This is a genomic window from Inmirania thermothiophila, from assembly GCF_003751635.1.
Lineage (GTDB): Bacteria > Pseudomonadota > Gammaproteobacteria > DSM-100275 > DSM-100275 > Inmirania > Inmirania thermothiophila.
Genome location: NZ_RJVI01000001.1, coordinates 588,494 through 601,278, shown reverse-complemented (window position 1 = coordinate 601,278; position 12,785 = coordinate 588,494). Strand labels below are relative to the sequence as shown.

The following is a 12,785-nucleotide window of genomic DNA, read 5'->3' as shown; positions in this document are numbered from 1 at the left end:
GAGGGGAGCCATCAAGGGGCTGTTCCTCGAAGGGCCCGCCCACGGCGCCCGCCTGGCGCTGCTCGCCGCCCTGTCGCTGGCGCTGATGGTGCTCGATCACCGCCAGCACCGCCTCGACCAGGTGCGCGCCGCCCTCCTCGCGGTGGCCGCGCCGGTGCTCTACGTGGCGCGGCTGCCGGCGGAGGCGGCGCGCTGGTCGCAGGAGGCGGTCAAGGACCGGCGCACCCTGCGCGAGGAGAACGCCGCCCTGCGCGCCCGCATCACCGTGCTCGAGGCCCGCCTGCAGCGCCTCGAGGCCCTCGAGCGCGAGAACCTGCGCCTGCGCGAGCTGCTGGGCGCGCCCTTCCAGCCCGGGCTGCGCATCGCGGTGGCGGAGGTCATCGCCGCCGACCTCGACCCCTACCGCCAGCAGGTGCGCATCGACCGCGGCGCCGGCGACGGCGTGCAGGTCGGCCAGGCCGTGATCTCCTCGGCGGGCGTGGTCGGGCAGGTCAGCTTCGTCGCCGCCGGCACCGCCACCGTGACCCTGCTCACCGACCCCGGCCACGCCATCCCCGTGGAGGTGCAGCGCAACGGCCTGCGCACGCTGGCCCTCGGCACCGGGACCCCGGACCGCCTGGCCCTGCCCTACCTGCCCAACCACGCCGACATCCGCCCCGGCGACCGGCTCGTGAGCTCGGGCCTCGGCGGCCGCTTCCCCAGGGGCTACCCGGTGGCCGAGGTGGTGGTGGTGGAGCCGCGTCCCGGGCGCCCCTTCGCGCGGGTGGAGGCCCGCCCGAGCGCGGCCCTGGACCGGCTGCGCGAGCTGCTGCTGGTCTGGCCCGGGGAGGCGGCGCCGTGAGCGAGACGCCGGCCCGCCCGCGCGGGCGCTGGGTGATCGCCGCCACCCTGCTCGCCGCCCTCGTCCTCGCCGTGCTCCCCCTGCCCGAGGCCTTCGCACCCTGGCGCCCGCGGTGGGCGGCCCTCATCCTCATCTACTGGTGCATGGCCCTGCCCCACCGGGTGGGGGTGGGCACGGCCTGGGCCACCGGCCTGTTCGAGGACGTGCTCACCGGCACCCTGCTCGGCCAGCACGCGCTCACCCTGGCGGTGCTCGCCTACCTGGTGATCAAGCTCCACCAGCGGCTGCGGCTCTTCCCCCTGCGCCAGCAGATGCTCGCGGTGCTGGTCCTGCTCCTGCTGGGGCAGCTGCTGGATCTGTGGATCCGCGGCTTCACCGGCCGCTCGCCCGAGACCTGGGCCTACTGGGGGGCGTCCCTGACCGGCACCCTCCTCTGGCCCTGGGTGTTCACGCTGCTGCGCACCCTGCGGCGGCGGCTCCGGGTGACGTAGGGGCCATGCGCAGGCGTCAGCCGCTGCGGGACGAGCAGGCCGAGGCGCGGCTGGTGCGGCGGCGCCTCCTCCTCGCCGGCGCCGGCATGGGGGCGCTCGCGGGGGGGCTGGTGGCGAGGCTGGCGTGGCTGCAGGTGGCCCAGCACGAACGCTACCGGACGCTGTCGCGGGACAACCGCGTGCGGCTGCTGCCGGTGCCGCCGACCCGGGGCCAGGTCTACGACCGCCGCGGACGGCTCCTGGCCGAGAACCTCCCCGCCTACGGCCTGGACCTGGTCCCGGAGCAGGTGCCCGACCTCGACGGCACCCTGCGCCGCCTCGGCGCGGTGATCCCCATCGGCGAGGACGACCTGGAGCGCTTCCGCCGCCTCCTGCGCCGGCGGCGGCGGTTCGAGCCCGTGCCCCTGCGCGTGGGCATGGACGAGCGGGAGGTGGCCGCCTTCGCGGTGGAGCGCCACCGCTTCCCGGGGGTGGACGTGCAGGCGCGGCTGACCCGCCGCTACCCCTTCGGGGCGCTCGCGGCCCACGCCGTGGGCTACGTGGGCCGCATCGGCCCGGGCGAGCTCGCGCCCGAGGACGAGGCCGCCTACGCCGGCACCACCCACATCGGCAAGACCGGCGTCGAGCGCGTCTACGAGCCGCTGCTCCACGGCGCGGTGGGCTACCGGCGGGTGGAGACCAACGCCGAGGGGCGGATCCTGCGCACCCTCGACGAGACGCCGCCGCGGGGCGGGCGCGACCTCCACCTCAGCCTCGACATCGAGCTGCAGCGCGCCGCGGTGGAGGCCCTCGGCGAGGAGGCCGGGGCGGTGGTGGCGCTGGATCCGCGCAGCGGCGAGGTGCTGGCCCTCGCCAGCACCCCTGCCTTCGACCCGAACCCCTTCGTGGAGGGCATCCCGGCGCGGGACTACGAGGCCCTGCGCAGCCACCCGCTGCGGCCGCTGTTCAACCGCGCCCTCGACGGGCGCTACCCGCCGGGCTCCACGGTCAAGCCCTTCCTCGGGCTGGGGGCGCTGGAGCTCGGTCTCACCCCGGCGGCGCGGCGGGTCTTCTGCCCGGGCTACTACCAGCTGCCCAACGACGAGCGCCGCTACCGCGACTGGAAGCGGCGCGGCCACGGCGCCGTCGACCTCCACGACGCCATCGTCCAGTCCTGCGACGTCTACTTCTACGAGCTCGCCCACCGCATGGGCATCGACCGCATCCACGACTGGCTGGCCCGCTTCGGCTTCGGCGCCCCCACCGGCGTCGACCTCCCGGGGGAATCGGAGGGGCTGCTGCCCTCGCGGGCGTGGAAGCGCGCCGCCCGCGGCGAGCCCTGGTACCCGGGCGAGACCCTCATCACCGGCATCGGCCAGGGCTTCCTGCTGGCGACGCCGCTGCAGCTCGCCGCCGCCACCGCGGCGCTCGCCAACCGCGGCCTGCGCGTGCGCCCGCGCCTGGCCCGCGCCAGCGCCCCCGCCGGCGGCGCCCCGCAGCCCCTGCCCGCGGGCGCGCCCGAGCCGCTGCCGGTGGCGCAGCCGGAGAACTGGGCCTACGTGGCGGCGGCGATGGAAGACGTGGTGCACGGCGCGCGGGGCACCGCCCGCCGCATCGGCCTCGGCGCCCCCGTGCGCATCGCCGGCAAGACTGGGACCTCCCAGGTCTACGGCCTGCCCGACGAGGAGGACGAGCCGCCGGAGGACGTCCCGCGCCGGCTGCGCGACCATGCCCTCTTCATCGCCTACGCGCCGGCGCGGCGGCCGCGCATCGCGGTGGCGGTGGTGGTCGAGCATGGCGGCAGCGGCGGCGCCGTCGCGGCACCGATCGCCCGCCGCGTCATCGACGCCTGGCTGGGGGAGATCGAGCCGTGAGGGGCGGGGCGGCCGCCGAGCTCCTGCTCTTTTTGCTCGCCGGCGCAAGGCGGCTGCTGCGCATCGACGGCGCGCTGCTGGGGCTGCTGGCGCTGGTCGCCGCCTACGGGCTCCTCGTCCTCTACTCCGCCTCGGGCGAGGACCTGGAGGTGGTGCGCCGGCAGCTCGTGCGCCTCGGCGTCGCCTTCGCCGTCTTCCTCGCCGCGGCGCAGGTCCCGCCCCGCCACCTGCGCGCCGCCGCCCCCCTCGCCTACGTCCTGACCCTGGGCCTCCTGGTGGCGGTGCTCGCGGCCGGCGAGGTGGGCAAGGGGGCGCAGCGCTGGCTCGACCTCGGGCTGTTCCGCTTCCAGCCCTCGGAGCTCATGAAGATCGCCCTGCCCATGATGGTGGCGCGCTTTCTCGCCGACCGCCCGCTGCCGCCGGCGCCGCGCCACGTCCTCGCCGCCCTGGCCCTGATCGCGCTTCCGGTGGCGCTCATCGTGCGCCAGCCCGACCTCGGCACCGGGCTGCTGGTGGGGGCGTCGGGCCTCGCCGCCCTCTTCCTCGCCGGGCTGCCGTGGCGCTGGATGCTGGGGGGGGCGCTGGCGGCGGCGGCGGGGGCGCCCCTCGCCTGGCACTTCATGCACGAGTACCAGCGCCAGCGGGTGCGGACCTTCCTCGACCCCGAGTCCGACCCGCTGGGCGCGGGCTACCACATCATCCAGTCCAAGATCGCCATCGGCTCGGGCGGCATCTACGGCAAGGGCTGGCTCGCGGGCACCCAGTCGCACCTGGAGTTCCTGCCCGAGCGCTCCACCGACTTCATCTTCGCCGTGCTGGGCGAGGAGCTGGGGCTGGCCGGGGAGCTCGCGCTCATCGGCCTCTACCTGCTCATCGCCTGGCGCGGGCTGGCCATCGCCGCCCGCGCCCAGGACGCCTTCTCGCGCCTGCTCGCCGGGGCCCTGGTGCTCACCTTCTTCGTCTACGTCTTCGTCAACATCGGCATGGTCTCGGGGCTGCTGCCCGTGGTCGGGCTGCCGCTGCCCCTGGTGAGCTTCGGGGGCACCTCCATGGTGACGCTCATGGCCGGCTTCGGTATCCTCAGCGCCGTGCAGAGCCACCGCCGCCTCCTCGCCCCCTGACCCATGGCCCGCCGCAGCCTCGCCGCCGTCCTCCTCCTCGCCGCCGCCGGCGCCGGCGCCGCCCCGGCCGAGTTCCCCGGGCTCGAGACCTTCCTCGAGCGCATGGTGCGCGAGCACGGCTTCGACCGCGACCGCCTCGCGGCGCTCTTCGCCGGCGTGCGCCTCGAGCAGCGCATCCTCGACGCCATCGCGCGCCCGGCCGAGGCCCGGCCCTGGCGCGACTACCGGCCGATCTTCGTCAACGAGGCGCGGATCGAGGAAGGGGCGCGCTTCTGGGCCGCCAACCGCGGCCTGCTCGGGGAGGTGGAGGCGCGCTACGGGGTCGACCCCGCGGTGGTGGTCGCCATCCTCGGGGTCGAGACCCGCTATGGGCGCCACCGCGGGGGCTACCGCGTCCTCGACGCCCTCTCGACGCTGGCCTTCGCGTGGCCGCCGCGGGCGGCGTTCTTCCGCCGCGAGCTCGAGCAGTTCCTGCTGCTCGCACGCGAGACCGGCATCGACCCGGCGGCGGTCACCGGCTCCTACGCCGGCGCCATGGGGCCGCCCCAGTTCATCCCCAGCAGCTACCGCCGCTACGCCGTGGACTTCGACGGCGACGGCGACCGCGACCTGTGGTCGCTGCCGGACGCCCTCGGCAGCATCGGCAACTACCTCGCCCGCCACGGCTGGCGCCGCGGCGGCCCGGTGGCGATGCCGGTGCGCGTGACCGGCGACTTCGCCTCGCTGCTCGACCCCGACCTGCACCTCGCGCGCAGCGCCGGGGCGCTCCGGCGCGCCGGCGTCGAGCCCCTCGGCGCGGTGGACGACGACGAGCCCGCGGCCCTCATCCTGCTCGCCGGCGAGGCGCAGCCGGTGCTCGTCTTCACCAACTTCCGCGTCATCACCCGCTACAACCGCAGCCCCCTCTACGCCATGGCCGTCCACGAGCTGGCCGAGGCCGTGCGGGGGCGGCTGCAGCGCCAGGCCCGGCGATGAGGGCGCGGCTGCTGCCGGCGCTGCTGCTCCTGCTCGGCGGCTGCAGCGCCCTGGTGCGCCACGACGGCCCCCCGGCGCGGGCGCCCGACCTCTCGGCGGTGGCCGAGGCGGTGCCGCGGGCCGAGCCGCGCAGCCCCTACGGCAACCCCGACAGCTACGTGGTCGAAGGGCGGCGCTACCACGTCCTGGCGAGCGCCGAGGGCTATCGCGAGCGCGGCATCGCCTCCTGGTACGGGCGCAAGTTCCACGGCCGGCGCACCGCCAGCGGCGAGCCCTACGACATGTACGCGATGACCGCCGCCCACCGCACCCTGCCGCTGCCCACCTACGTGCGGGTGACCAACCTCGAGAACGGCCGCAGCGTGGTGGTGCGGGTCAACGACCGCGGCCCGTTCCGGCGCAACCGCATCATCGACCTCTCCTACGCCGCCGCGCTCCGGCTCGGCTTCGCCGACAAGGGGACCGCCCTCGTGGAGGTCGAGGCCCTCACCCCCGGGGCGGCCCCGGCGTCGGCCGCGGCCGCGCCGCAGCCGCCGGAGCCGGTCGCCGCCGCCGCGCCGGCGCCGCCGCCGGTGCGGCTCTACCTCCAGGCCGGCGCCTTCGTCAGCCGCCGCAACGCCGAGCTGCTGCGCCGGCGCCTCGAGGTCCTGGTGCGGGAACCGGTGGAGGTGGGGCGGGTCACCGGCGCCGCCGACGCCCTCTTCCGCGTCCGCATCGGCCCGCTCGCCGGCGTCGAGGAGGCCGACGCCCTGGCCGAACGCCTCGCCCGCATCGGCCTCGAGTCGGTCCGCGTGGTGATCGAGTAGGCGGCGCCGGGCGGGCCTGCGCTACAATGCGGCGCGGCCACGTTCCGCCCGTCCAATCCCGGAAGCATCGGACCGCCATGCCTGCGATCGTCATCCTCATCGCCCTCGTCGCCGCGCTCGCCGCGCCCGCGCTGCGGGCGGCGGCGCCGCCGGTGCCCGCCCCGCCCGCGCTCGAGGCGCGAAGCTACCTGCTCATGGACTTCGACAGCGGCCGCGTCCTCGCCGCGCGCGAGCCCGAGGCCCGCGTAGAGCCGGCCAGCATCACCAAGGTGATGACCACCTACGTGGTCCTGCGCGAGATCGCCGCCGGCCGCATCCGCCTCGACGACGCGGTGACGGTGAGCGAGAAGGCCTGGCGCACGCCGGGCTCGCGCATGTTCATCGAGGTCGGCACCAAGGTCACCGTGCGCGAGCTCCTCATGGGCCTCATCGTGCAGTCGGGCAACGACGCCAGCGTCGCCCTGGCCGAGCAGGTCGCCGGCACCGAAGCCGCCTTCGCCGACCTCATGAACCGCACCGCCGCCGAGCTCGGCCTCACCGGCAGCCACTTCGTCAACGCCACCGGGCTGCCCGACCCCGAGCACTACATGACCGCGCGCGACATCGCCCTCCTCGCCCGCGCCCTGATCCGCGACTTCCCGCGCGAGTACGCATGGTTCAAGGAGCGCGTCTACGAGTACAACGGCATCCGCCAGTACAACCGCAACCGGCTGCTGTGGCGCGACGGCAGCGTCGACGGCATCAAGACCGGCCACACCGAGAGCGCCGGCTACTCCCTCGTGGCCTCGGCCCGGCGCGGCCCCATGCGGCTGATCTCGGTGGTGCTGGGCACGCGCAGCGACGAGGCCCGCACCGAGGCGAGCCAGGCCCTGCTCAACTACGGCTTCCGCTTCTTCGAGACCCACCGCCTCTACGCCGCCGGCAAGCCCCTCACCGAGGCGCGGGTCTGGAAGGGCGCACGGCCCACCGTGGGCCTCGGGCTCGCCGAGGACCTCTACGTCACCATCCCGCGCGGGGCCTACGAGCAGCTCGAGGCCGAGATGGCCCTCGACGGCACCGCCGTCACCGCCCCCGCCCGCAAGGGCCAGCGCCTCGGCACGGTGCGGGTGCGGCTCGGCGGCGAGACCCTGGCCGAGCGGCCGCTGGTGGCGCTCGCCGACGTGCCCCTCGGCGGCCTCGCCCAGCGGCTCATCGACGAGGTGCGGCTGTGGTTCCAGTGACCGAGCCCCCCCCCGGGCGCTGCTGGCTCGACGGCCGCTGGCTGCCGCTGGCGCAGGCGCGGGTCTCCGTCCTCGACCGCGGCTTCCTCTTCGGCGACGGCGTCTACGAGGTCATCCCCGTCTACGGCGGGCGGCCGCTGCGGCTGGAGCAGCACCTGGACCGGCTCGAGGCGAGCCTCGGCCACATCCGCCTCGCCAACCCCCTGCCGCGGGCCCGCTGGCGCGAGCTCCTCGCCGAGGCGGTCCACGAGGGCGGCGGCGGCGACCTCGCCCTCTACCTGCAGGTCACCCGCGGCCCGGCGCCCCGGCGCGACCACGCCTTCCCCGCCGAGCCCCGCCCCACCGTCCTCGTCCTGCCCTCGCCGCTCGCCGACGCCGGCGCCCTGCGGGCACGAGGCGCGGTGGTGGTGACCCTGCCCGACATCCGCTGGCGGTGGTGCCACGTCAAGGCCATCACGCTGCTCGCCAACGTCCTCGCGCGGCAGCAGGCGGCCGAACTCGGCGCCGACGAGGCCCTGCTGGTGCGCGACGGGCTCGTCAGCGAGGGCTCGGCGAGCAACGTCTTCGTGGTCGCGGACGGCGTCGTGCGCACGCCCCCCAAGGGGGAGCACATGCTCCCCGGCATCACCCGCGACCTGGTGCTGGAACTCCTGCGCGAGGCGGGGCTGCCCTGCCGCGAGGAGCCGCTGCCGGCGGCGCGCCTCGCCGGCGCCGAGGAGATCTGGATCAGCAGCTCCACCCGCGAGCTGCTGCCCGTGGTGCGTCTCGACGGCCGCCCCGTCGGCGACGGCCGCCCGGGTCCGCTTTTCGCCCGCGCCTGGGCCCTGTACGATGCCTATCGGGAGGCGGTGCGCCGCGGCGAGGCCGGCTGAGGACGCAGACGGGCGCGCCCGGGGGTGCGCGAGAGGAGCAGGCCATGCGCAGCGACCAGGACAGCCCCCTGCAGTTCCCGTGCGAGTTCCCGGTCAAGGTGATCGGGGCCGCGGGGGGCGACTTCCTGGAGCACGTGCTCGCCATCTGCCGCGAGATCGTGGGCGAGATCCCCCCGGAGGCGGTCTCCACCCGCACCAGCCAGGAGGGCCGCTACCTGGCGGTGACGGTGCGCGTCGAGGCGCGCAGCCGCCTCCAGCTCGACAGCCTCTACCAGGCCCTGCACGCCAGCGAGCGCGTGCTCATGCTGCTGTGAGCGCGACCCTGCAGGTGCGGCGCCTCGGCCGCGTACCCTACGAGGCCGCCTGGCGGCGCATGCAGGCCTTCACCGCCGCCCGCACCGGCACCACCGACGACGAGCTGTGGCTGCTGGAACATCCCCCGGTCTACACCCTCGGGCTCGCCGGCCGCGAGGCGCACGTGCGCGACGCCGGCGGCATCCCGGTGGTGCGCACCGACCGCGGCGGCCAGGTCACCTACCACGGGCCGGGGCAGGTGGTGGCCTACCTGCTCCTCGACCTCGCGCGGCTGGGGCTCGGGGTCAGGGGGCTCGTCCGCTGCCTCGAGGAGGCGGTGATGGAGGCGCTGGCGCTCTGGGACATCCGCGGCGCGCGCCGCGAGGGGGCCCCGGGGGTCTACGTGGACGGACGCAAGATCGCCTCCCTGGGCCTGCGGGTGCGGCGCGGCCGCAGCTACCACGGCCTCGCCCTCAACGTCGCCATGGACCTCGCCCCCTTCCGCCGCATCGACCCCTGCGGCCACCCCGGCCTCGAGGTGACGCAGGTGGCCGACCTCGGCGGCCCCGCCGACCCGGATCGCGTCGCCGCCGTCCTCGCCGACGTCCTCGCCCGCCGCCTCGGCCTCGAACCGGTGCCGGCCGCCCCCCGCCTGGAGATCCCCGCATGAGCCGCGAGCGCCCCGCCTCCCCCCCGCTGCGCGAGAAGGGCGCGGCCAAGACCGCGCGCCTGCCGGTGCGCATCGAGCCCACCGCGCGCCCCCTGCGCAAGCCCTCCTGGATCCGCGTCCGCGCCCCCGTGGGCGGCAGCGTCGAGCGCCTCAAGGGGATCCTGCGCCGGCACCACCTCCACACCGTCTGCGAGGAGGCCTCCTGCCCCAACCTCGGCGAGTGTTTCTCGGGCGGCACCGCCACCTTCATGATCATGGGCGACGTCTGCACCCGGCGCTGCCCCTTCTGCGACGTGGCCCACGGCCGGCCCGCGCCGCTCGATCCCGCGGAGCCGCGCCAGCTCGCCGAGACCGTGGTCGCGATGGGGCTGCGCTACGTGGTCATCACCTCCGTCGACCGCGACGACCTGCGCGACGGCGGCGCCGCCCACTTCGCGGCCTGCGTGCAGGCGGTGCGCGAGGCGAGCCCGGGGATCCGGGTGGAGGTCCTGGTGCCGGACTTCCGCGGCCGCCAGGAACGCGCCCTCGAGGCGCTCTCCGCGGCCCCCCCGGACGTCTTCAACCACAACCTGGAGACGGTGCCGCGCCTCTACCGCGAGGTGCGCCCCGGCGCCGACTACGCCACCTCCCTGCGCCTGCTGGCGCGGTTCAAGGCCCGCCACCCCGGGGTCCCCACCAAGTCGGGGCTGATGCTGGGCCTCGGCGAGACCCTCGAGGAGGTGCTCGCGGTGATGCGCGACCTGCGGACGCACGGCTGCGAGATGCTCACCCTCGGCCAGTACCTGCAGCCCACCCTGCACCACCTGCCGGTGCGCCGCTACGTCCACCCGGACGAGTTCGCCGCGCTCGCCCGCGAGGGCCGCGCCATGGGCTTCCGCAGCGTCGCCGCCGGCCCCCTGGTGCGCTCCTCCTACCACGCCGAGGCCCAGGCCGCGGAGGGCGACGAAGTGTGAACCCGGTCCGGTTCCGGGCCGGAAAAAGATAGAAGAATTGAATCGGAACGATGTGCTTTGCCGGCTCATGATGCGGGGGCTCGGGGGGCAGTGAGGCGCGCACGGCGGCTCGGGGGGGAGGCGTGGTTCGCGGCCCTGGCGGCGGGGCTCGCCGCCCTCGTCGCCGCCCTCTCGCCCTGGGGGCAGGCCCTCGAGGGCGCAGTCTACGACCTCGCCCAGCGCCTGCGCCCGCCGCCCACCGCGGCGCACACCGCCGCGGTCCTGGTGGACGCCGACACCGTCGCCGCCCTCGGGCCGCCGCCCTGGAGCCCCGGCGTCCACGCCGCCCTCCTCGAGCGCATCGCCGCCGCCGGGGCCGCCGCCGTCGCCGACCTCGTGCCGGCGGCGGCCCCCGCCCCGCCCCCCGAGGCCCGCCACCTGCAGCGCCTGCTCGCCGAGCTCGACGAGGCCGCGCTCGCCCGCGCCGCGCGCGCCCTGCGCGGTCTCGGCAGGACCCTGGAGGACGGAGACGGCGACCCGCGCCTCGCCGCCGCCCGCCGCCTGCTGCGCGAGGGCGGCCTCGCCGATGGGCTGCCGGCACGCCTGCAGCGGCTGGCCCGGCTCGCCGCCACCGCCCCGAGCCGCGGCGAGGACGCCCTCGCGGCGCGCCTCGGCGGCCCCCCGCCGCTGGTGCTCGCGCTCACCCCGGGGGAGGCGCCGCCGGCGGCGGGGCTCGCCGCCCACGCCCTCGGCGGCGACGCGCCGCTGCCCGGCATCGGCGGCCTCGCCCCGCTGCCCGAGGCACTCGCCGCCGCCGTGCGCGCCGTGGGCGTGGTCCCGCCGCAGTGGCGGCGGCTGCCGCTGGGGGTGGAGGTCGGGGGGCTGCGGCTCGCCACCGTGCCCCTCGCCCTCGCGCTCGCCGCCGACGGGGGCGGGCCCCGCGGCGCCGACCCGGAACGCGTCACCCTCGGCGGCCGCCCGCTCGAACCCGTCCAGGGACTCGTCCTGCCGCACTGGGGTGCGGCGGCCTCGGTCCCGGTGATCTCGGCGGCGGCGCTGCTTTCGGGCCGGCCGCCGGCCGTGCTGCGCGGGCGCGCCGTGGTCCTCGGCCTCGGCGGGCTCCCGGGGGTGGCGCCGGCCCCGACCCCGGCGGGGCGGCTGCCCGCGGCGGTGGCCACCGCCGCGGCCACCGAGGCCCTGCTCGCCGGCGCCTGGTTCCGCGAGCCGCCGGCCGCGCCGACCCTGCGCCACGGCGCCCTCCTCCTCGCCCTGCTGGTGGCGGTGGCGGTGCTGCCGCGCACGGGCGTCGTCGCCGGCTGGGTCCTCACCGTGGTCCTCGTCAACGTGGTGCTCGATGCCGAGCTGCTGCTGCTCGCCGTGCGCGAGACCTGGCTGCCCCTCGCGGGGGCGGCGCTGGTGCTCCTTGCCGCGCAGACCGGGCTCGCCCTCCACCGGCTGGGTGCCGGCATCGGGGGCCGCTGGATCTCGGAGGGGGAGTGGTCCGAGACCAACCGCATGCTGGGGGTCGCCCTCCAGGGCCAAGGGCAGCTCGACCTCGCCTTCGAGCGGCTGCGCAAGTGCCGGCTCGACGGCGAGACCATGGACCTCCTCTACAACCTCGCCCTTGACTACGAGCGCAAGCGCCAGTTCGCCAAGGCGCGCGCGGTCTACGAGTACATGGCCGGGCACGACGGGGGCTTTCGCGACATCGCCGAGCGCATCGAGAAGACGCGCCAGCTCGAGTCGGCGGCGGAGCTGGGGCTCGCCGGCGCCGCCACCACCGGCGGCTCCTCGGGGCCGCTCCTCCTGGACACCGAGGGGGTGCAGAAGCCCATGCTGGGCCGCTACGTGGTGGAGGAGGTCCTGGGCCGGGGCGCCATGGGCGTGGTCTACCGCGGCCGCGACCCGCGCATCAACCGCATCGTCGCGATCAAGACCCTGCCCCTGGCGCAGGAGTTCGAACCGGACGAGCTCGCCGAGGTCAAGGCGCGCTTCTTCCGCGAGGCCGAGACCGCGGGGCGGCTCAACCACCCCAACATCGTGACCATCTATGATGTGGGCGAGGAGCACGACCTCGCCTACATCGCCATGGAGTACCTGGAGGGGCGCGACCTCACCGTCTTCACCCGCCGCGGCCGCCTGCTGCCGCCGGCGGTGGCCCTGCACATCGCGGTCAAGGCGGCCGAGGCCCTCGACTACGCCCATCGCCACCACGTGGTGCACCGCGACATCAAGCCGGGCAACATCGTCTTCGAGCCGCGCAGCGGCCTCGTGAAGCTCACCGACTTCGGTATCGCGCGCATCACCGACGCCAGCCGCACCCGCACCGGCACCGTCCTCGGCACGCCCGCCTACATGTCGCCGGAGCAGGTGGCGGGGCAGCGGGTGGACGGGCGCTCGGACCTGTTCTCCCTCGGCGTCATGCTCTACCAGCTCCTCACCGGGGAGCTGCCCTTCCGCGCCGACTCCATGACCGGCCTCATGTACAAGATCACCCACGAGCCCCACCGGCCGCCCTCGCGGCTCAACCCGCGCCTGCCGCCCTGCATCGACGAGCTGCTCGCCAAGGCGCTCGCCAAGACGCCGCAGGCGCGCTTCCAGAGCGGCGCGGAGATGGCGCGCGCGGTGCGCGCCTGCGGCCGGCGGCTGGCCGCAGCGAGCCGCGCCGCCGCGGCGGGGCGCAACACGGGGTAAAGCCGGAGCGATGCGG

Annotated in this window: 12 protein-coding genes; all 12 read left to right on the top strand. The window is 76.3% G+C overall.

What is annotated here, in order from left to right; all coding sequences use genetic code 11:
- The first annotated feature begins 10 nt into the window (after positions 1-10).
- The 12 genes from mreC to EDC57_RS02875 all read left to right on the top strand — a co-directional run bounded on the left by mreC (position 11) and on the right by EDC57_RS02875 (position 12,769).
- A complete protein-coding gene (gene mreC / locus EDC57_RS02925) occupies positions 11-841 on the top strand; it encodes a rod shape-determining protein MreC (protein WP_123400072.1) in 831 nt (276 codons plus the stop codon).
- A complete protein-coding gene (gene mreD, locus EDC57_RS02920) occupies positions 838-1,332 on the top strand; it encodes a rod shape-determining protein MreD (protein WP_123400070.1) in 495 nt (164 codons plus the stop codon). The genes mreC and mreD overlap by 4 nt, the downstream gene beginning before the upstream one ends.
- A gap of 5 nt (positions 1,333-1,337) precedes the next feature.
- Positions 1,338-3,185, top strand: coding sequence for a penicillin-binding protein 2 (gene mrdA, locus EDC57_RS02915; protein ID WP_123400068.1), 1,848 nt, complete (start codon positions 1,338-1,340; stop codon positions 3,183-3,185).
- On the top strand, positions 3,182-4,306 hold the full coding sequence (gene rodA, locus EDC57_RS02910) for a rod shape-determining protein RodA (RefSeq protein WP_245995110.1): 1,125 nt from the start codon (positions 3,182-3,184) through the stop codon (positions 4,304-4,306). The genes mrdA and rodA overlap by 4 nt, the downstream gene beginning before the upstream one ends.
- 3 nt (positions 4,307-4,309) lie before the next feature.
- Positions 4,310-5,281: a lytic murein transglycosylase B gene (mltB, locus tag EDC57_RS02905; RefSeq protein WP_123400066.1), complete on the top strand. Its 972-nt coding sequence runs from the start codon at positions 4,310-4,312 to the stop codon at positions 5,279-5,281.
- On the top strand, positions 5,278-6,087 hold the full coding sequence (locus tag EDC57_RS13285; RefSeq protein WP_123400064.1) for a septal ring lytic transglycosylase RlpA family protein: 810 nt from the start codon (positions 5,278-5,280) through the stop codon (positions 6,085-6,087). The genes mltB and EDC57_RS13285 overlap by 4 nt, the downstream gene beginning before the upstream one ends.
- A gap of 77 nt (positions 6,088-6,164) precedes the next feature.
- The gene (locus tag EDC57_RS02895; RefSeq protein ID WP_123400062.1) at positions 6,165-7,307 is read left to right on the top strand and encodes a D-alanyl-D-alanine carboxypeptidase family protein; all 1,143 of its coding nucleotides are present in this window, start codon (positions 6,165-6,167) and stop codon (positions 7,305-7,307) included.
- The gene (locus EDC57_RS02890) at positions 7,304-8,179 is read left to right on the top strand and encodes a D-amino acid aminotransferase (protein ID WP_123400060.1); all 876 of its coding nucleotides are present in this window, start codon (positions 7,304-7,306) and stop codon (positions 8,177-8,179) included. The genes EDC57_RS02895 and EDC57_RS02890 overlap by 4 nt, the downstream gene beginning before the upstream one ends.
- 44 nt (positions 8,180-8,223) lie before the next feature.
- Complete coding sequence (locus tag EDC57_RS12900; protein WP_211331861.1) at positions 8,224-8,493, top strand: YbeD family protein; 270 nt, start codon at positions 8,224-8,226, stop codon at positions 8,491-8,493.
- On the top strand, positions 8,490-9,143 hold the full coding sequence (lipB, locus tag EDC57_RS02885; protein WP_211331860.1) for a lipoyl(octanoyl) transferase LipB: 654 nt from the start codon (positions 8,490-8,492) through the stop codon (positions 9,141-9,143). The genes EDC57_RS12900 and lipB overlap by 4 nt, the downstream gene beginning before the upstream one ends.
- Positions 9,140-10,096, top strand: coding sequence for a lipoyl synthase (lipA, locus tag EDC57_RS02880; RefSeq protein ID WP_123400057.1), 957 nt, complete (start codon positions 9,140-9,142; stop codon positions 10,094-10,096). Before lipB ends, lipA begins: the two co-directional genes overlap by 4 nt.
- Positions 10,097-10,186: 90 nt before the next feature.
- Positions 10,187-12,769, top strand: coding sequence for a serine/threonine-protein kinase (locus EDC57_RS02875; protein ID WP_148051421.1), 2,583 nt, complete (start codon positions 10,187-10,189; stop codon positions 12,767-12,769).
- Positions 12,770-12,785: the final 16 nt, after the last annotated feature.

Excerpts from the sequence above, each read along its gene's own strand:
- EDC57_RS02895 (WP_123400062.1), top strand. The coding sequence starts at position 6,165 with ATGCCTGCGATCGTCATCCTCATCGCCCTCGTCGCCGCGCTCGCCGCG.
- EDC57_RS12900 (WP_211331861.1), top strand. The coding sequence starts at position 8,224 with ATGCGCAGCGACCAGGACAGCCCCCTGCAGTTCCCGTGCGAGTTCCCG.
- mrdA (WP_123400068.1), top strand. The coding sequence starts at position 1,338 with ATGCGCAGGCGTCAGCCGCTGCGGGACGAGCAGGCCGAGGCGCGGCTG.
- mltB (WP_123400066.1), top strand. The coding sequence starts at position 4,310 with ATGGCCCGCCGCAGCCTCGCCGCCGTCCTCCTCCTCGCCGCCGCCGGC.
- lipA (WP_123400057.1), top strand. The coding sequence starts at position 9,140 with ATGAGCCGCGAGCGCCCCGCCTCCCCCCCGCTGCGCGAGAAGGGCGCG.
- EDC57_RS13285 (WP_123400064.1), top strand. The coding sequence starts at position 5,278 with ATGAGGGCGCGGCTGCTGCCGGCGCTGCTGCTCCTGCTCGGCGGCTGC.